At 64.6% G+C, this 18,633-nt stretch carries 14 protein-coding genes; 12 read left to right on the top strand and 2 right to left on the bottom strand.

Annotated elements, in window-relative coordinates; all coding sequences use genetic code 11:
- Window positions 1-27 precede the first annotated feature (27 nt).
- Window positions 28-4,038, top strand: coding sequence for a YhdP family protein (locus AC1DZ5_RS03120; RefSeq protein ID WP_477885965.1), 4,011 nt, complete (start codon window positions 28-30; stop codon window positions 4,036-4,038).
- Between the two features lie 35 nt (window positions 4,039-4,073).
- Window positions 4,074-4,889: a carbon-nitrogen hydrolase family protein gene (locus tag AC1DZ5_RS03115; protein ID WP_477885963.1), complete on the top strand. Its 816-nt coding sequence runs from the start codon at window positions 4,074-4,076 to the stop codon at window positions 4,887-4,889.
- 57 nt (window positions 4,890-4,946) lie between these two features.
- Here the strand turns inward: AC1DZ5_RS03115 and AC1DZ5_RS03110 are convergent, their stop codons facing one another.
- Window positions 4,947-5,102, bottom strand: coding sequence for a hypothetical protein (locus tag AC1DZ5_RS03110; protein WP_477885961.1), 156 nt, complete (start codon window positions 5,100-5,102; stop codon window positions 4,947-4,949).
- Here AC1DZ5_RS03110 and mltA point away from each other — a divergent pair.
- A complete protein-coding gene (gene mltA / locus AC1DZ5_RS03105) occupies window positions 5,035-6,234 on the top strand; it encodes a murein transglycosylase A (protein ID WP_477885959.1) in 1,200 nt (399 codons plus the stop codon). The two genes, AC1DZ5_RS03110 and mltA, sit on opposite strands and share 68 nt — an antisense overlap.
- 59 nt (window positions 6,235-6,293) lie before the next feature.
- Window positions 6,294-7,247 (top strand): chemotaxis protein, encoded by a 954-nt coding sequence (locus tag AC1DZ5_RS03100; protein ID WP_477885957.1) that lies wholly within the window; start codon window positions 6,294-6,296, stop codon window positions 7,245-7,247.
- Window positions 7,248-7,304: 57 nt separating this feature from the next.
- Here the strand turns inward: AC1DZ5_RS03100 and AC1DZ5_RS03095 are convergent, their stop codons facing one another.
- Entirely contained in the window at window positions 7,305-8,333 is a 1,029-nt protein-coding gene (locus AC1DZ5_RS03095) for a LysR family transcriptional regulator (RefSeq protein WP_477885955.1), read from the bottom strand.
- A 188-nt stretch (window positions 8,334-8,521) separates the two neighbouring features.
- Here AC1DZ5_RS03095 and AC1DZ5_RS03090 point away from each other — a divergent pair, with 188 nt between their 5' ends.
- The 8 genes from AC1DZ5_RS03090 to AC1DZ5_RS03055 all read left to right on the top strand — a co-directional run bounded on the left by AC1DZ5_RS03090 (window position 8,522) and on the right by AC1DZ5_RS03055 (window position 18,441).
- Window positions 8,522-10,627, top strand: coding sequence for a bifunctional rhamnulose-1-phosphate aldolase/short-chain dehydrogenase (locus AC1DZ5_RS03090; RefSeq protein ID WP_477885953.1), 2,106 nt, complete (start codon window positions 8,522-8,524; stop codon window positions 10,625-10,627).
- A 28-nt stretch (window positions 10,628-10,655) separates the two neighbouring features.
- A complete protein-coding gene (gene rhaI, locus AC1DZ5_RS03085) occupies window positions 10,656-11,945 on the top strand; it encodes an L-rhamnose catabolism isomerase (RefSeq protein WP_477885951.1) in 1,290 nt (429 codons plus the stop codon).
- A 131-nt stretch (window positions 11,946-12,076) separates the two neighbouring features.
- Window positions 12,077-13,069, top strand: a complete 993-nt coding sequence (gene rhaS / locus AC1DZ5_RS03080) for a rhamnose ABC transporter substrate-binding protein (protein WP_477885949.1) — start codon at window positions 12,077-12,079, stop codon at window positions 13,067-13,069.
- 105 nt (window positions 13,070-13,174) lie between these two features.
- On the top strand, window positions 13,175-14,719 hold the full coding sequence (locus tag AC1DZ5_RS03075) for a sugar ABC transporter ATP-binding protein (protein ID WP_477885947.1): 1,545 nt from the start codon (window positions 13,175-13,177) through the stop codon (window positions 14,717-14,719).
- Complete coding sequence (locus AC1DZ5_RS03070; protein ID WP_477885945.1) at window positions 14,716-15,723, top strand: ABC transporter permease; 1,008 nt, start codon at window positions 14,716-14,718, stop codon at window positions 15,721-15,723. Before AC1DZ5_RS03075 ends, AC1DZ5_RS03070 begins: the two co-directional genes overlap by 4 nt.
- Window positions 15,720-16,682, top strand: coding sequence for an ABC transporter permease (locus tag AC1DZ5_RS03065; RefSeq protein ID WP_477885943.1), 963 nt, complete (start codon window positions 15,720-15,722; stop codon window positions 16,680-16,682). The genes AC1DZ5_RS03070 and AC1DZ5_RS03065 overlap by 4 nt, the downstream gene beginning before the upstream one ends.
- A complete protein-coding gene (rhaM, locus tag AC1DZ5_RS03060) occupies window positions 16,679-17,011 on the top strand; it encodes an L-rhamnose mutarotase (protein WP_477885941.1) in 333 nt (110 codons plus the stop codon). Before AC1DZ5_RS03065 ends, rhaM begins: the two co-directional genes overlap by 4 nt.
- 11 nt (window positions 17,012-17,022) lie before the next feature.
- On the top strand, window positions 17,023-18,441 hold the full coding sequence (locus tag AC1DZ5_RS03055) for an FGGY-family carbohydrate kinase (protein WP_477885939.1): 1,419 nt from the start codon (window positions 17,023-17,025) through the stop codon (window positions 18,439-18,441).
- Window positions 18,442-18,633: the final 192 nt, after the last annotated feature.

The raw sequence follows: 18,633 nt of genomic DNA, 5'->3' as shown, positions 1-18,633 counted from the left end.
CCTTCGCCTTGGCTCAAAGCGCTTGCAGTGAGCGCGAAATGGGCGCTTCGCTTGCTGGCCTCAGCATGGATAGCGATGGCCGTGGTGTGGGGGGGATTGCATTTTCTGATTGTGCCGCGAATTGGCGAACTCCGCCCGTGGCTGGAGCAACGGGCCTCCACGGTGCTGGGGGTTACGGTGCGCATTGGTGCTATCGACACCAAATCCAATGGCCTGATTCCCTCGGTTGCGCTGACCGATGTGCGCCTGTTGGACCCGCAAGGGCGCGAGGCACTCAAGCTTCCCTCCGTCATCGCGGCCCTGTCGCCCCACTCGCTGCTGAACCTCGGATTTGAGCAGCTGTATGTGGACGGCGCCGTGCTGGACATCCGCCGCGCCGCCGACGGCCAGGTCTGGATTGCCGGGCTGCCGCTGCCCGCCAGCGACACCCACGACACGACCGCGGCCGACTGGGTGTTCTCGCAGACCGAGGTGGCGCTGCGCCATGGCACTGTGCGCTGGACCGACGAACTGCGCGGCGCCCCGCCGCTGGCACTCACCAATGTCGATGTGGTGCTGCGCAACCGCCTGCACACCCATTCTCTGCGCCTGGATGCCGACCCGCCCGCGCAATGGGGCGAGCGGCTCAGCGTGATGGGCGTATTCAAGCAGCCTCTACTCTCGACCGATGCGGGCGACTGGCGCGCCTGGACCGGGCAGCTGTATGCCAACCTCCCGCAGACCGATGTGTCGCACCTGCGCCCTTATGCCGATGTGGGCGTGGACGTGGCCAAGGGCGTGGGCAGTCTGCGTGTGTGGGCCGATGTGGCGCGTGGCGACGTTCTCGGGGCCACGGCCGACGTGCTGCTGCGCGACGTTGAAGCCACGGTGGACCCCAAGTTGGGCCCGCTGAATTTGACCCGCGTGGCCGGCCGCCTGGGTGCGCGGCGCCTGGACGGCGGTTTTGAGGTGTTCACCGAGTCCCTGGCCTTTGACACCCAGGACGGGTTGCACTGGCCCGGTGGCAATGTGCGGCTGGCCCTGTTTGCAGCCGCTGCCAAGACCCCGGCGCGTGGAGAGTTTTCGGCCGACCGGTTGGACTTGGCAGCCATGGGCGAGATTGCCAAACGCCTGCCGCTGGACGAAGCCTTGCGCGCGCAGATGGGCTACTACAGCCCGCAGGGCTTGGTGGAAAGCTTGCAGGCCACCTGGCAGGGCCCACCGGAGCAGCCCAGCGTCTATGCGGCGAAGGGGCGGGTGGTGCGCCTGGCGCTCAACGCCGGCACGCTGAACGGCGTGCAGACCCAGGGGTTCCGCGGTGCCGACCTGGACTTCGACCTGAACCAGCTGGGCGGCAAAGCCAGCGTCGCCATGAAACAGGGCGTGTTGGACCTGTTGGGGGTGATGGACGAACCCCTGGTTGCCGTGGATGAACTCAGCGCCGCGGTGGAGTGGACGCGCAAGGGCGACGACTTGAAGGTGAGCATTCCCAACCTGCGTTTCAGCAACGCCGATGGCCAAGTCGACGTGCAGGTGAAATGGCAGACCGCTGACCCCGGCCCGGCCAACGCCAAGGCGCACAGCCGCTACCCCGGCGTACTGGACCTGCAGGGCACGGCCAGCCAGGTGGTGGGTACGCGGCTGTACCGCTACCTGCCCAACGTCATCGAAAAAGACGTGCGCACCTATCTGCAAACCGCCATCGTCGGCGGTGTGGCCAATGGGGTGAAGTTCAAGGTCAAGGGCGATCTGGCCAAGTTCCCCTTCACCGATGCCAAGCAGGGCGACTTTCGCATTTCCGGCAATGTGCAAAACGCGAGTTTTGCGTTTGCGCCCGCGTTTTTGCTGCCTAAGGACAGCCTGCCTTGGCCCGTGTTGTCGCAGCTGTCGGGCGAACTGGTGATTGACCACGAGACCCTGCAGGTCAATGGCGCCAAGGGCGGCTTTGCCAGCAGCGCAGGCCTGCGCATCACCAAGGCCGACGCCACCATCAGCCACCTGTTCCAGGGTGCCACGCTAGCGGTGAATGCCGAGGCCACGGGCCCCGTGGCGGAGGTGTTGGGCATTGTGCACAGCTCGCCGCTGGGCGGCATGCTGGGCGGGGCACTGGCCAAAGCCTCGGCCACGGGCAACGCAGACTACCGGCTCAAGCTGGGCGTTCCACTCACCGATGTGAACCGCACCACGGTGCAGGGCCAGGTGACGCTGGCCGGCAACGATCTGCAAATCACTGCCGACACCCCACGCCTGACGCGCGCGCGCGGCACGCTGGCCTTTACCGAATCGGGCTTCTCCGTCACCGGCACCCAGGCCCGTGCGCTGGGCGGCGATGTGCGCATTGAGGGTGGCCTGAACATGCACAGTGCGCCTCTCGTGCCGGGCTCCGCGCGCGTGGCCGCTGCACCGGTACTGCGCATGCAGGGCACGGCCACGGCCGAGGGCTTGCGCCAGGCCAAGGAGCTGGGCATGGCTACGCGCCTGGCGGGCTACGCCAGTGGGTCTACCTCGTACACCGCGGTGCTGGGCCTGCGCAGTGGCGTGCCCGAGCTGCAGATCAGCAGTCCGCTGACCGGCATGGCCCTGAGCCTGCCGGTACCGTTTGCCAAGACGGCGGAAACCACCCTGCCGGTGCGCCTGGAGACTGCCTTGCTGCGCACCCCACAAGTCGCGGGCGCGCCGGTGCGCCTGCAAGACCAGCTGCAGCTCACCGTGGGCACCCTGGCCTCGGTGATTTACCAGCGTGACATTTCGGGTGCCGATGCACGCGTGCTGCGCGGCGCCATTGCGGTGGGGCTGGCGGCAGACGAATCTGCGCCCCTGCCCGACGAGGGCGTGGTGGCCAACCTGAACGTGTCCGGTGTGGACCTGGACGCCTGGAACGAGGTGCTGTCCCGCTCCACCGGCGAGAGCCCGGCCAGCGGACCGGCGGCGCCTGGGGCGTCGGCCTTCATGGGCTACATGCCTACGGTGATGGCGGTGCGGGCGCGGGAACTGCGGCTGTCGGGCCGCAAGCTCAACAACGTGGTGGKGGGGGGTGGGCGCGACGGCCTGGTGTGGCGCGCCAACGTGGATGCCACCGAGCTCAGCGGCTACCTGGAGTACCGCCAACCCACCGGCAGCAACGCCGGGCGCCTGTACGCGCGCCTGGCGCGCCTGGCGGTGGGCCAGAGCACGGCGCAGGATGTGGAAAGCCTGCTCGACGATCAGCCCACCACCATCCCGGCGCTGGACATCGAAGTGGAGGACTTCGACCTGCGGGGCAAAAAGCTGGGGCATGTGGACATTGAAGCGGTGAACCTGGGCACCGCGGGTGCGCGCGAATGGCGGCTGAACCGCTTCAACATCCAGACCCCCGAGGCCACCCTGACCGCCAGCGGCAACTGGGCGAATATGAACAGTCCCGGCACGGCCCGCAGTGCGCGCGAACGCCGTCGCACCGTGCTGAATTTCAAGCTCGACATCAACGATGCGGGCGAGCTCTTGAACCGTTTCGGCATGACCGGCGTAGTGCGCCGCGGCAAGGGCAAGATCGAGGGCCAGGTAGCCTGGCTGGGCTCGCCCATCAATCTGGACTACCCCAGCATGGCGGGCAACTTCAATGTCAATGTAGAGACTGGCCAGTTCCTCAAGGCCGACCCCGGCATTGCCAAGCTGCTGGGCGTGCTGAGCCTGCAGTCGCTGCCGCGCCGGCTGACGTTGGACTTCCGTGATGTGTTCAGCGAAGGCTTTGCGTTTGATTTCTTCCGCGGCGACATCGCCATCGAGCAGGGCATTGCGCGCACCACCAATTTGCAGATGAAGGGCGTGAACGCCGCCGTGCTGATGGACGGCCAGGCCGACATTGCCAAGGAAACACAAAACCTGCGCGTGGTGGTGGTGCCCGAGATCAATGCAGGCAGCGCCTCGGTGATCGCCAGCATCATCAACCCCGTGGTGGGGCTGAGCACCTTTTTGGCCCAGCTGATTTTGCGCGGGCCGCTGGTCAACGCGGCGACCCAGGAGTTCATGGTGGATGGGACCTGGCTGGAGCCGCGTGTGACCAAGGTGGAGCGCCGTTAGGGTGTATGTGTTGTGTTGATAGCAGGAGGTGAGAGATGAAAGTTGCTGCCATTCAGATGGTGTCCACCGGCGTGCTGGCGGACAACCTGGACCACGCGGGCGTGCTGCTGGCCCAGGCCGCGCAGGCCGGTGCCGAGCTGGCCGTGCTGCCCGAGTACTTTTGCCTGATCGGCCAGCGCGATACGGACAAGCTGGCCATCCAGGAGAGCTTTGGCAGCGGGCCCATGCAGGATTTTCTGGCGCGGACCGCGCGCTCGCTGGGCCTCTGGATCGTGGCCGGCACGCTTCCGCTGCGTGCAGACCTGCCGGACCGGGTGTTCAACAGTTCGCTGGCCTACAACCCGCAGGGCCAGTGTGTGGCGCGCTATGACAAGATTCACCTGTTCCGCTACGACAACGGCGTGGAGAGTTACGACGAATCGCGCGTGCTGGAGCGCGGCAACACGCCCACGGTGTTTGCGCTGTCGGCGCGTGACGGCCAGACCTGGCAGGTGGGCATGAGCGTGTGCTACGACATGCGCTTTCCCGAGCTGTACCGCGCCTATGCCCGGCAAGGCGTAGATTTGATCCTTGCGCCCAGCGCCTTCACCCACACCACGGGCCAGGCGCACTGGGAGGTGCTGCTGCGCGCCCGCGCGATTGAGAACCTGTCATTCGTGGCCGCTGCGGCCCAGGGGGGGGTACACCCCAGCGGGCGGCGCACCTGGGGGCAGACGCTGCTGGTCGACCCCTGGGGCAAGGTGCTGGCCGAGCAGGCGCAAGGGCCGGGCGTGGTGGTCGCCGAACTGGACTATGCGCACCTGCAGCAGTGCCGGGCGCAACTGCCGTCGCTGCAGCACCGCGTGTTGTGATGCAGTTTGCTATGAAAACAGGAGCTGCTCGCGCATATTCTGCGGGGGCTAGAGGCCTTATTGAGCCTTGTCCTGCGGTGGCGCGTCAGTGGGCTTCTCTTCTGGGTGGGTGCCAGGTAGTTCACCGCCTTGGCGGCCCGAGAACATGGTCCACCAAATGATGGCAACAAAAATCAGCCCGGCTCCCAGGGCTTCCAGCAGTAGCAATGTCATGGTTCGTGTCCTGGCGTGGTGCGCAATGGCCGCCATTGTAGGAATGCTGGCCGCCTGCGGCAGTGTGCCCCTGCAGGAGCCCGCCCCCGTAGAGACACCGCGCAGTGTGGCGCCACCAGCGGCTGCCGTGGTGCCTGGCACCCTAGCCCAGCCGCGTGCGCGCTGGGTGCCCGTGTCGTGGGCTGATCTGCCGGGCTGGGGCCAGGACAACCTGTTCGAGGCCTGGAACGCCTGGATCAAGAGCTGCGAGAAGCCGCAGGCGCCGCTGGCGGCCCTGTGTTCCGAGGTGCGACGCCTGAGCATTGGCAGCGCCGACGAACAGCGCGCCTGGATGCAGCAGCGCCTGCAGCCTTACCGCGTGGAGACCTTGCAGGGCGAGGCCACGGGCTTGCTGACCAGTTACTTTGAGCCTGTCATCGAGGCCAGCCGCGTACCCACCGCTGCCTTTACCGTGCCGCTGTACCAGCCGCCCACCACGCTGGCCCAGCGCAAGCCCTGGTTCACACGGCAGGAAATCGACACCCTGCCCGAGGCGCAGGCCGCGCTCAAAGGCCGTGCCCTGGCTTACCTGGCCGACCCGGTGGATGCGCTGGTGCTGCAAATCCAGGGCTCGGGCCGCGTTCGCGTCGGTCAGGCCGATGGCAGCCAGCGCTGGGTGCGCCTGGCCTATGCGGGGACCAACGACCAACCCTACCGTAGCGTGGGCCGCTGGCTGCTGGACCAGGGGCTGGTCAAGGACGCGTCCTGGCCTGGCATCAAGGCCTGGTTGGCGCAAAACCCGGGGCGCCAGCAGGAGCTGCTGTGGAGCAACCCGCGCGTGGTGTTTTTCAAGGAAGAGACCTTGTCCGATCTGGAGTCCGGTTTTGGCCCCCGCGGTGCCCAGGGCGTGGCGTTGACGCCGGGCCGTTCCATCGCGGTAGACCCCGGCAGCATTCCCTATGGCACGCCGGTCTGGCTGGCCTCGCCCGGGCCGCAAACCAGCCTGCAAAAACTGGTGCTGGCGCAGGACACGGGCAGCGCCATTGCCGGTGCCGTGCGGGCCGACTATTTCGCTGGCTGGGGCGCCGAGGCCGGCGACCTGGCCGGCCGTTTGCGCCAGCCGCTGCAGATGTGGGTGCTCTGGCCTAAATAGGCTGGATGGCGTTACCATGGCAATACATCAACCTTGAAGCCTTCAACAGGACGGACCCCATGAGCAAAGAGATGCGCGAGATTGACGAGCGAACCAACCTGGCTGCCAACAGCATGTTTGAACTGCTGCTGTTTCGCTTGGGGGAGGCCGCCAACAGCGCCGACCGCCGCGAGCTGTTTGGCATCAATGTTTTCAAGGTGCGCGAGATCCTGGTGATGCCCGAGATCACCGCCATGGTGAATTCGCCCCCCGAAGTGATGGGCGTGGCCAATATCCGCGGCCAGATGATTACCGTGATCAACCTGCCTATGGTGGTGGGCTGCAAGCCCACCAAGGGCCTGGGCATCTTGCTGGTAACCGAATTCGCCCGTACCACCCAGGCGTTTGCGGTGGAAGAAGTCAACGAAATCGTGCGCCTGGAATGGAAGCATGTGCTCTCGGCCGAGAACTCGGGCGGCGGGCTGGTGACCAGCATTGCACGCCTGGACGGTGCCGCCGAAAACACCCGCCTGGCCCAGGTGCTGGACGTGGAACAAATCCTGCGCGACGTGATGCCCCAGGAGGTTAAGTCCGACGATGCAAAAACCGTTGCCAAGATTCGCCTGGAGCCCGGCCAGATCATCTTGGCGGCTGACGATTCCGCCGTGGCCCGCATGATGATCGAGAAGGGCCTGAAGGGCATGGACGTGCCCTACATCATGACCAAGACCGGCAAGGAAGCCTGGGAACGCCTGCAGTCCATCCATGACACTGCGACGGCCGAAGGCAAGTCCATCAAAGACAAGGTGGCGCTGGTGCTGACCGACCTGGAAATGCCCGAGATGGACGGCTTCACGCTGACGCGCAACATCAAGCAGGACGGCCGCTTCAGCAAGGTGCCGGTCATCATCCACTCGTCTCTTACGGGCTCCACCAACGAGAGCCATGTGAAGAGCGTGGGGGCCGATGCCTACATCGCCAAGTTTGTGGAAGAAGAACTGGCCGCGACGATTCGCAGCGTGCTGGACCGCTAGTGCTGTGCGGCGGCGACTCGCGTAGCGGCGGAGCGTGGGGGCCTTATGGGCCCCTTGTTACATGCGACATTGCACCAGCCGCGAACCGTGTTCCAGTACAAATTCGCGGAAGGCGCCGTTGACGCCACTAAGGGCTGAGTCGCGCCGGTGCAGCAGGCACCAGTCCAGCATCTTGGGCATGTCTTCCATGTGCAGCACGGCGAGCTTGCCCGCCTCGATCTCCACCTGGAAAGTGTGGGCCGACAAGAAGCTGATGCCCATACCCGCCATCACCGCCTGCTTGATGGTCTCGTTACCCGACAGCTCCATGGTCACGCGCACAGGCAGCGACTGGGCTTGCAGCAGGTGGTCAAAAAACTGCCGTGTGGCTGAGCCGGGTTCGCGAAAGATGAAGGGCTCGTCGCGCAGCGCATCCCAGTGAATGCGACGTTTCTTGGCCAGCGGGTGGTTAGCCGCGGCCACCACGCAGTGCGGGTTTTGCGCAAAGGTTTCGGCCTCCACATCGGCCTCGGACGGCGGGTAGCCCGCAATGGCCACATCGAGCTGGTGGTCCTGCAGCATGGCCAGAATGGTCTCGCGCCGGTCTACCGTGAGCTTGAATTTCACACCGGGCCAGTGTTCGGCAAAGGCCATGAGCAGCGCTGGCGCAAAGTAGTGCGCCGATGACACCACGCCCAGGTGCAGCAGGCCACCATGGCCGCCCTCGGTGTCGTGGAAGGCGCCGATGGCTTCCTCGGCCATGGTCACCTGGTTCAGGATGCGCCGCGCCTGGCGCAGCATCTCTTCGCCAGCTTGGCTCAGGCTTACTTTTTTGCCGACCTTCACCAGCAGCCGCAGGCCCAGCTCGGCTTCCAGCTGCTGCACCTGCATGGACACGGCGGGCTGGGTCACGCTCATCTGCTCGGCCGCGCGCGAGTAACTCAGCTGTGTGGCCACGGCCTCGAACAGGCGCAACTGGCGCAACGTCAGGTTCTTGAGCCGGTGGTCGCGTTTGCTGCCCTGCGGCTCGGATGCGGGGGTTGGACTTGTGCGGGATTTCCCTAGGGCTTTGGGTGCCGGCGCGGAGGTGGGACGTCGGGTTTTCATCGGTGTTTTCCCTAGGGATTCAACGGGTAGCCGCCCTGTGCCAACGGGGCAACGGGGAGCGTGTGCAGGGGCCAGATCGCATTCTAGTGATCTATCAGATTTTCTGATGAATTTCATAAAAAAGTCTGCGTTGTGCCTATAGCTCAGGCTGTCTACAGTCACATCAATTCTTAGCAACTGCACTGCACATGACCACTCGCTCCCAACCCGTCCCATTTCCTGTCTGGAACCAGGACCACGCCGCCAAGCTGGACGCCGCCAATCTGCTGCTGTACCGCTCCAACTTGCTGGGCTCTGACCTGCGCATCACCAACTACGGTGGTGGCAACACCTCCGCCAAGATCACCCAGAAAGACCCGCTGACCGGCAAAGACGTTTCGGTGCTGTGGGTCAAGGGTTCGGGTGGCGATGTGGGTTCCATGAAGCTGGACGGCTTCTCCACGCTGTACATGGACAAGCTGAACGCACTGCAAGGCATCTACCGCGGCTCTGACTTTGAAGACGAGATGGTGGGCTACCTGCCGCACTGCACCTTCAACCTGAACCCGCGCGCTGCCAGCATCGACACGCCGCTGCATGCCTACCTGCCGTTTGCGCATGTGGACCATATGCACCCCGATTCGGTCATCGCTATCGCCGCCATGGCCAACAGCGAGACCATCACCAAGGACGCCTTTGGCGGCACCATCGGCTGGTTGCCCTGGCGCCGTCCCGGCTACGAGCTGGGCCTGCAGTTGCAACGCTATGTGGCAGCCCACCCCGGTCTCAAGGGCCTGGTGCTCGGTGGCCATGGCCTGTTCACCTGGGGTGACGATTCCCGCACTTGCTACGAGAACACCGTGGCCGTGATCGAGCAAGCGCAAACCTGGCTCGCAGCGCAAGCGCAGGCCCGCAAGGCCGTGCCCTTTGGTGGCGCCAAGGTGGTGTCGCTGGAAGCCACTGACCAGGACGCTATCCTGGCCCGCGTGCTGCCCGTGCTGCGTGGCCAGGCCTCGCAAAGTGGCCACAAGCTGTTGCATGTGGATCGCCAGGCCGTGGTGATGGAGTTTGTGAACAGCCAGCAGCTGCAGAGCCTGGCGGCACTGGGCACCTCTTGCCCCGACCACTTTTTGCGCACCAAGATCAAGCCGCTGATCTTGGACGAATCGGTCTACCAGTTGGAAGGCGCCGATTTGGCCAAGGCGATTGCCACCAAGTTGGCCGACTACCGTGCCGACTACACCGCCTACTACGAGCGCTGCAAGCGCGCCAACAGCCCGGCGCTGCGCGACCCCAATCCGGTCATCATCCTGCTGCCGCGCATCGGTATGGTGGCGATTGCCAAGGACAAGGCCACGGCCCGTATCGCAGGTGAGTTTTATGTGAACGCCATCAATGTGATGCGCGATGCCAACGCCATCGACACCTACGTGGGCCTGCCGGAGCAAGAAGCGTTTGACATCGAGTACTGGCTGCTCGAAGAAGCCAAGCTGCAGCGCATGCCCAAGGCCAAACCCCTGGTGGGCAAGGTGACCCTGGTCACCGGTGGTGCCGGTGGCATTGGCCGCGCGATTGTGGAGCGCCAGCTGCAAGAGGGCGTGTGCGCCGTGCTGCTGGACATTGATGCTGCCGCGCTGGAAACCACGGTGGCTGAACTGGCCAAAAAATTTGGCAAAGACGTGGTGCGCGGTGTGGTCTGCGACGTCACCAGCGAGGAGTCGGTGATTGCGGCCTATGCCCGCACCGCCATTGAATACGGCGGCGTGGACATTCTGGTGTCCAACGCAGGCATTGCCTCTGCTGCGCCGCTGGAAGACACCACCCTCGCGCTGTGGAATCGCAACCAGAGCATTCTGGCCACGGGCTATTTCCTGGTGGGCCGTGAAGCCTTCCGCCTCATGAAGGCGCAGGCCGTCGGTGGCTCCATGGTTTTCATCGCCAGCAAGAACGGCATGGTGGCCAGCAACCAAGCCGTGGCCTACTGCGCCGCCAAGGCGGCAGAAATCCAACTCTCGCGCAGTTTTGCGCTGGAAGGCGCACCGCTGGGCATCCGCTGCAATGTGGTGAACCCCGACGCCGTGATCCGTGGCAGCAAAATCTGGACCGGCACCTGGAGCCAGGAACGCGCCGCGGCCAACAAGGTGAGCGAGGAAGAACTCGAAGCCTTCTACCGCGACCGCTCCATGCTCAAGCGCAGCGTCTTCCCCGAAGACATTGCCGAGGCCACTTACTTTTTGGCCAGTGAACTCGCAGCCAAATCCACCGGCAACATCCTCAACGTGGACGCAGGCAACCTGGCCGCTTTCCCACGCTAAGACAACAAGAACGCACTCGAGACACACCATGACACAACAGATCAACACCGGGCTGATCGCCGACCACAACGCCCAGGCCGCAGCGCGCGTGAACCTGGACTATGAAACCCTGGGTGAACAACTGGCCCGCCGCGGCGTGGACATTGCGGTCCTCAAGGCCGAGGTGGCGAAGTTCGCCGTGGCTGTGCCTAGCTGGGGTGTGGGCACCGGTGGAACCCGCTTTGCGCGCTTCCCCGGCCTGGGCGAGCCGCGCCATGTGTTCGACAAAATCCAGGACTGCGGCGTCATCCAGCAGCTGGTGCGCTGCACGCCCACCGTGTCGCCCCACTTCCCCTGGGACAAGGTGAATGACTACAAGGAGCTGCGCGAACACGCCAGCGCCAACGGCGTGGGTTTTGACGCTGTCAACTCCAACACCTTCTCGGACCAAAAAGACCAGCCGCTGTCGTACAAGTTCGGCAGCCTGACCCATGCTGACGCCGGCGTGCGTGCGCAGGCCGTGGCGCACAACCTGGAGTGCATCGAGATTGGCAAGCAGATCGGCAGCAAGGCGCTGACCGTGTGGATTGGTGATGGTGCCAACTTCCCTGGCCAAAGCCACTTCCGCCGCCAGTTTGAGCGCTACCTGGACAGCAACCGCCAGATCTACGACGCCCTGCCGGCCGACTGGCGCATGTTCCTTGAGCACAAGATGTTCGAACCTGCCTTCTACGCCACCGTCATTCAAGACTGGGGTTCCAGCCTGTTGGCCGCGCAAACCCTGGGTCCCAAGGCGCGCTGCCTGGTGGACCTGGGCCACCACGCGCCCAACACCAACATCGAGATGATTGTGGCGCGCCTGGTGCATGCCCAAAAACTGGCCGGTTTTCACTTCAACGACAGCAAGTACGGCGACGACGACCTGGACAGCGGTTCTATCAACCCCTTCCAGCTGTTCCTGGTGTTCAACGAACTGGTGGACGCGGCGCAAACCGGTGCCGCCGAGTTTGACCCCGCCTACATGCTGGACCAGTCGCACAACGTGACCGACCCCATCGAGAGCCTGATGACCAGCGCCGTGACCGTGCAGCGCTGCTATGCCCAGGCGCTGCTGGTGGACCGCAAAGCACTGACCGCTTACCAGGACAGCAACGACGTGTTGATGGCCGCCCAGACGCTGAAGCAGGCCTTCCACACCGATGTGACGCCCTTGCTGCAAAAGATTCGCATCGATGCGGGCGGCGCCGCCGACCCGGTCCAGGCCTACCGCGCCAGTGGTTACCGCAAGCAGATGGCGACGATTCGCCCCGCCAGCGGCCCCAGCAGCGGCATCGTTTAAGTGCACTTGCAATGGGCATGTGCGCTACCCCCATCGAACCCGGTTCACACCACCAGCCCCTGGTGTGTGCAGTCGGTATCGAGACCGGCCTTCGGGTCAAATTTTTCTACTAACAATTCCAGGAGACACGCATGAAGAAACAACTCAAAACCCTGCTGACCATTGCCTTGAGCGCGGCCCTGGTCAGCCCCGCGTTTGCGGCCGACAAGATCGCCCTGGTGGTGAAGAGTCTGGGCAACGGCTTCTTTGACGCCGCCAACCAAGGCGCGCAAGAAGCCGCCAAGGAACTCAAGAACATCGAGATCATTTACACCGGCCCCGCCAAGGCGACTGCCGAAGGCCAGATCGAAATCGTGAACTCGCTGATTGCGCAAAAGGTTTCCGCCATCGTGATCTCCGCCAACGACCCCGACGCCCTGGCCCCCGTTCTCAAGCGCGCCATGGACCGCGGCATCAAGGTCATCTCGTTTGACTCCGGTGTGCGCAAAGATGGCCGCATGATGCACCTGAACCCCTCCAGCAACCCGCTGATCGGCGAGAAGCTGGTGAAGATGACGGCCGACGCCATCGGCGCTACCGGCGAAGTGGCCGTGCTGTCCGCGACTGCCCAAGCCACCAACCAGAACATCTGGATCGAAGAGGCCAAGAAGGTGCTGGCTCAGCCCGCCTACAAGGGCCTGAAACTGGTCAGCGTGGTCTACGGTGATGACCAGACCGACAAGAGCTACCGCGAAGCCCAAGGCCTGTTCAAGAGCTACCCCAACCTGAAGGCCATCATTGCCCCCACCACTGTGGGTGTGGCGGCTGCGGCTAAAGCAGTGCAGGATGAAAAGATGGTCGGCAAAATTTTCGTGACCGGTCTGGGCCTGCCCTCTGAAATGGCTGGCCACGTGAAGAGCGGTGCCGTCAAGTCCTTCGCCATCTGGAACCCCATCGACCTGGGCTACTCCTCCATCTATGCGGCCAGCCAGTTCATCTCTGGCAAGGTCACTGGCAAGGCGGGCGACAAGGTGTCTCTGGGCCGTGTGGGTACCGTGACGCTAGACGACAAGGGCGAAGCCGCCATGTCCGAGCCTTTCACGTACGATGCCTCCAACGTCGAGAAGTTCGCAAAATTCTTCTGATGATGCGGCGTGTGCCTGCGCCCCTCGGCGCAGGCCACTGAGGTCGACGGGGCAACCCTGCCTGGTTGGGGTAGCCCCCTTTTTTTGGAATGTTGGATTCTCATCATGTCTGATGTATTGCTGAGTCTGCGGACCATCCACAAGCGCTACGGCGCAACCCATGCGCTGCGCGGGGTGGACCTGGATTTGCGGGCCGGAGAAGTGCTGGCCCTGGTGGGCGAGAACGGCGCGGGCAAGTCCACGCTGGTCAAGATGCTCACCGGTGTGGTGCCGGTGGACGAAGGTGTGATCACGCTGAACGGCGTGGTGCAAAGTTTTGCCAACGCACAGGCCTCACAGGCCGCAGGCATCCTGGCCGTGCACCAGGAAACGGTGATGTTCGAAGAACTCAGCGTGGCCGAAAACATTTACGTGGGGCGCCACCTGATGCGCGGTCCCTTCATCGACTGGTCTGCGATGAATACACAGGCCCAAGCGGTGCTGGACCAGATCGGCGCGCGCTTCAAGGCCACCACGCTGGTGAAGGATCTGAGCCTGGCCGAGCGGCACCTGGTGGAAATTGCGCGCGCGCTGTCGCAAAAGGCGCTGGTGGTCATTCTGGACGAACCGACCGCCGCGCTGTCGCAGGCCGAGATCCGCGACTTCTACGGCATCGTGCGCCAGCTGCGCGACCAGGGCGTGGGGGTGATCTTCATCACCCACAAATTTGACGAAATTTTTGCGGTGGCGGACCGCTACGTGGTGCTGCGCGATGGTGCCGCCGTGGGCAGTGGTGCCATCGCCGATGCAACCGAGCAGGAGCTGGTCAAGCTCATGGCCGGTCGCGCCATCGACCAGATCTACCCGCACATTGCTTCTGTTCCGGGCGAGGTGGTGATGACGGTGAAGAACCTGTCGCACCCCACCGAATTCAACAACGTGGCCTTCGAGCTGCGCCGTGGCGAGATTCTGGGTTTCTACGGCCTAGTGGGCTCGGGCCGTAGCGAGGCCATGCTGGCCATCATGGGCCTGAACCCCGCGGCGCGTGGTGAGTTTGTGGTGTGCGGCCAAACGCTGCATGCGCGCCGTCCCGGCGACGCGATTGCGGCCGGCATTGCCTATGTGCCCGAAGAGCGCCAGCGCCAGGGCGGCATTCTGGGCTTTTCGGTGGAGCACAACATCAGCCTGGCCGGCCTGTCTCGTTTTGCGCGTGGCGTGTGGCTGTCCAAGGTGCGCGAGTCGGCCCTGTGCCAGCGCATGATCGAGCGCCTGCGCATCAAGACCCATTCACCCGACACGCTGTTGTCCGGCCTGTCCGGCGGCAACCAGCAAAAGGTGGTGATCGCCAAGTGGCTGGGGCTGGACCCGCGCATCGTGATTCTGGACGAGCCCACCAAGGGCATCGACGTGGGCGCCAAGCAGGCCGTGTACCAGCTGATTGCCGAGATGGTGGAGCAGGGCCTGGCCGTGATCCTCGTGTCCAGCGAATTGCCCGAAGTGATGCACCTCGCGCACCGCACCATCGTCATGCGCCGTGGCGTGCAGGTGGCGGAATTTGACCGTGTCAACGCGCACGCAGAACAGATCGTGGCCGCGGCCTCGGGCCTGACCGCTGTGCCGGTGCCTCGTGTGGCCGAACCCGCAACAGCGCAGGAGGCGCTTGCAGCATGACATCTCTGAAATCGATTCGGCGTGAATGGCTGCTCTTGGCCATCATCGTGGCCATTGCGCTGGCCGTGGGCGCCCGCGCGCCGGTTTTCCTGACCTGGCGCAATGGCATGGACATTGCCAACGACTCGGCCATCCTGGCCATCCTCGTCATGGGCCAGATGTTGGTGCTGTTGACGCGCGGCATTGACCTGTCAGTGGCCTCCAATCTGGCGCTGACCGGCATGGTCTGCGCACTCATCGGCAAGGCTTGGCCTGGCGCTTCGGTGCCAGCGCTGCTGGTCATTGCCTTGGGCGTGGGCGCCCTGCTGGGTGCCGTGAACGGCTGGCTCATCACCCGCTTTGAACTGCCACCGATTGTGGTGACGCTAGGTACCTTGTCCGCCTACCGCGGCGCGATCTTTGTGGCCAGCAAGGGCGCCTGGGTGTCCGACCAGGACATCCACGCAGTGATCAAAGGCTTGCCGCGCGAAGTGTGGCTGGGCTTGCCCGCGCTGGTGTGGTTTGCGCTGGTGGTGCTGGCGCTGACGGCCGTGTTTTTGAAGCTGCGCCGCGAAGGCCGCGAGATTTATGCGCTGGGGGGCAACCCGCATGCGGCGGCCTATGTGGGCATCTCGGCCAACAAGCGCCTCATGATGGTCTATACGCTGTCGGGCATGCTGGCCGGCCTGGCCGGGTTGCTGTGGGTGGGGCGCTACTCCATTGCGTACACCGAGCTGGCCGCAGGCTATGAGCTGACCGTGGTGGCGGCCTGCGTGATTGGCGGGGTGAGCATTGGCGGCGGCGTGGGCTCGGTGCTGGGTGCGGCACTCGGTGTGCTGTTCATCGGCGTGGTCAACGGCGCGCTGCCGGTGATCCAGGTCTCACCCTTCTGGCAGCAGGCGATTGCCGGTGCCGTGATTTTGATTTCGGTGACGGTGAATGCCCGCGCCGAGCGGCGCGCAGGGCGCCAGATTCTGGAACACAAAGCGATGACAAGCACGACAGCCCAAGGAGCCGCAGCATGAAGGCCTGGAACACATGGGAACGCGTGCTGCTGGCCCTGCTGGTTGTGCTGCTGGTGGTGTTTGGCATTGCGCAGCCGGGCTTCATGACGCCCGATGCGCTGGCCGACAGCACCTTCAACTTCAGCGAAAAAGGCATCCTCGCGTTGGCGCTGGCCCTGCTCATCATCACCGGTGAGATTGACCTGTCGATTGCCGCCATCCTCGCTTTAAGCTCACTGGCCATGGGCTATGCCATGAAGGCCGGCGCCGGCCCGCTGGGCATGACACTGGCAGCCTTTGTGACCGGCGGTGTGGCCGGCGCCGTGAACGGCGTGCTGGTCACGCGCTACAAGCTGCCCTCCATCGTGGTGACCATCGGCACGCTGTCGCTGTACCGCGGTCTGGCCATGGTGGCACTGGGCGACCAGGCCATCTCGGGCTACCCCGAGGTGTTCTCCACATTGGGCAACAGCTACGTGGGCGAAGTGATCGGCGTGCGCTGGCTCATCATTCCGATTGAGTTTGCCGTGTTGCTGGCCGGCGCCATTGTGGTGGGCGTGACGCTGCACCGCACGGTGCTGGGCCGCCGCCTGTACGCCATCGGTGCCAACCCCGTGGCAGCGCGCTTTTCAGGCATTGAGGCGGACCGGTATCGCATGGCGTTGTTTGTGTTTGCCGGCCTCATGGCGGCGCTGGCAGCCATCATGCTGACCGGCCGCATTGGCAGCACGCGCCCCAATATTGCGATGGGCTGGGAGCTGGACGCCATCACCATGGTGATCCTGGGCGGTGTGGCCATTGAAGGCGGGCGCGGCAGCATCGTGGGCACCATGCTGGCCGTGCTGTTGCTGGGCCTGTTTACCTTCGCCATGGGCATGGCCAATGTGACCGGCATTGTGATGAGCATGGTCATTGGCGTCTTGCTGATTGTCTCCATGGTCTTGCCGCGTTTGCTGAAGCGCAAGGGAGCGCACGCATGAACGCCATGGCACCTACGGAGAAATATGCGTTTCGCATGTTCCTGAACCCCGGCTGCGTGGCCGAGTACAAAAAGCGCCACGACGAGATCTGGCCCGAACTCAGCGCCTTGCTGAAGGATGCGGGCGTGAGCGACTACAGCATCTACCTCGATGAAGAGCACCATGTGCTGTTTGCCGTGCTGCGCCGCACCGCAGGCCACACCATGGACAGCCTACCCAGCCACCCGGTGATGCAGCGCTGGTGGGCCTACATGGCCGACATCATGCGCGCCAACCCCGATGGTTCCCCGGTGGCCGAGCCGTTGCCCTGCCTGTTCCACATGGAGTGAGGGCAGTGGCTGTGAATGACGAACTGACGCTGGTGATCGACATCGGCAAGAGCCACGCCAAGCTGCTGATGGTGGACGCACAGGGCGCGGTGGTGGAACGCCATGGGCGCGACAACGCCAGCGTGCCGTCGCCTCTGGGCTACCCCGCGCTGGATGTGCAAGGGCTGGAAGACTGGATGGCGCAGACCCTGCGCGCGTCCACCCACACGGCACGCTGCCGCCGCGCCATTGCCTCTACCCACGGTGCCGCACTGGTGGCCTTGGGTGATGAGGGCCTGGCTTGGGCGCCCGTGGACTACGAATTCGACGGCCTGGCGCAGCATCCGCTGCTGGCCCAGGCGTTTGACGCGGCGGCCGATGGCTTTGCGCAGACCCTGTCGCCCGACCTGCCCGCGGGCTTGAACGCCGCGCGCCAGCTTTGCTATGTGCAGAACCTGCACCCCGAGGCCTGGCGGCGCACGCGCTGCCTGCTGCCCTATGCGCAATACTGGGCTTGGCGCCTGTGCGGTGAAAGGGCCAGTGAGGTCTCGTCCCTGGGCTGCCATACGCACCTGTGGCGCCCGCAAGATGGTGGTTTCTCGGCACTCGCGCAGGCCAAGGGCTGGGCTGCCTTGTTTGCGCCGTTGCGCTCTGCCTGGGAGGTGTTGGGCACCGTGAGCCCTGATATTGCAAAGGCCTGGGGCCTGCCCGCGCACTGCCAGGTGCATGTGGGCGTGCACGACAGCAATGCCTGCCTGGCGCGCTACCTGGATGCGTCGGCGGACCATGCCTCGGCACTGACCGTGGTGTCGTCCGGCACCTGGACCGTGCTCATGGCGCCCGGCGCGCCCACCGCCAGCCTGCAGGCCGAGCGCGACATGCTGGCCAATGTGGACGTGCTGGGCCGCGCCACGCCCACGGCCCGCTTCATGGGCGGACGCGAATTTGCCGCGCTGCTGGACGGCGCCGTGCCCGATGCGGGCACGCTGGCCGATGTGCAGGCGCTGGTGGATTCAGGCACCTTGGCTACGCCGTCGTTTGCCGAGCACGGCGGTCCGTTCATGGGGCGTCAGGGACAGATCGTGCGTGAGGGCCAGCCTCTTTTGGAGGCATTGCCGCCTGGCCAGCGCGCTGCACTGGCCGCGCTGTACTGCGCGCAGACCACGGCGTGGCTGGTGGATCGGCTGTGGGACGGCGTGGACTTGCCGCGCACGGTGGTGCTGGAAGGGCCACTGGCCCAGAACGCTTTGTACTTGGCGTTGTTGCAAGCCTTGTTACCGCAGGCGCGGTGTCTGGCGAGCCATGATGTGATGGAGGGGACGGCTCGGGGGGCTTGGCTGTTGTCGCGTTGGGGTGAGTCGGCAGCTTCGGCGTTGGCGCCGGTGGCGGCGGCGCAGGTGTCGGGCTTGCAGGCTTACCATGCGCGGTGGCTGGCTGCGTTGTCGGTTTAAGTGGCTTTGTTTTTTTAACACCCACTCCCCCAGCCCCTCGCCCCGTCGGCGAGGGGAGCTTTAACAGCCGTATTTGGTTGCTTCGCGCCGAATACGGCCTTACAGGGGCCGGTTGCCACTGGATGGGTAAGCCACGGCCAGCGCAGGCGGTTGCGGCAACCTCACACAAGTTGGCTCGGAGCCACTGGCGTG

This window comes from Rhodoferax sp. P1_F3 (assembly GCF_056405715.1).
This window is presented reverse-complemented; position numbering and strand designations above follow the sequence as displayed.

What these genes read in the sequence shown, in the direction of transcription:
- AC1DZ5_RS03100 (WP_477885957.1), top strand. Translation starts at nt 6,294, where the DNA reads ATGAGCAAAGAGATGCGCGAGATTGACGAGCGAACCAACCTGGCTGCC.
- AC1DZ5_RS03095 (WP_477885955.1), bottom strand. Translation starts at nt 8,333, where the DNA reads ATGAAAACCCGACGTCCCACCTCCGCGCCGGCACCCAAAGCCCTAGGG.
- rhaM (WP_477885941.1), top strand. Translation starts at nt 16,679, where the DNA reads ATGAACGCCATGGCACCTACGGAGAAATATGCGTTTCGCATGTTCCTG.
- AC1DZ5_RS03065 (WP_477885943.1), top strand. Translation starts at nt 15,720, where the DNA reads ATGAAGGCCTGGAACACATGGGAACGCGTGCTGCTGGCCCTGCTGGTT.
- mltA (WP_477885959.1), top strand. Translation starts at nt 5,035, where the DNA reads ATGGTCCACCAAATGATGGCAACAAAAATCAGCCCGGCTCCCAGGGCT.
- AC1DZ5_RS03070 (WP_477885945.1), top strand. Translation starts at nt 14,716, where the DNA reads ATGACATCTCTGAAATCGATTCGGCGTGAATGGCTGCTCTTGGCCATC.
- rhaS (WP_477885949.1), top strand. Translation starts at nt 12,077, where the DNA reads ATGAAGAAACAACTCAAAACCCTGCTGACCATTGCCTTGAGCGCGGCC.
- rhaI (WP_477885951.1), top strand. Translation starts at nt 10,656, where the DNA reads ATGACACAACAGATCAACACCGGGCTGATCGCCGACCACAACGCCCAG.
- AC1DZ5_RS03110 (WP_477885961.1), bottom strand. Translation starts at nt 5,102, where the DNA reads ATGACATTGCTACTGCTGGAAGCCCTGGGAGCCGGGCTGATTTTTGTT.
- AC1DZ5_RS03075 (WP_477885947.1), top strand. Translation starts at nt 13,175, where the DNA reads ATGTCTGATGTATTGCTGAGTCTGCGGACCATCCACAAGCGCTACGGC.
- AC1DZ5_RS03115 (WP_477885963.1), top strand. Translation starts at nt 4,074, where the DNA reads ATGAAAGTTGCTGCCATTCAGATGGTGTCCACCGGCGTGCTGGCGGAC.
- AC1DZ5_RS03090 (WP_477885953.1), top strand. Translation starts at nt 8,522, where the DNA reads ATGACCACTCGCTCCCAACCCGTCCCATTTCCTGTCTGGAACCAGGAC.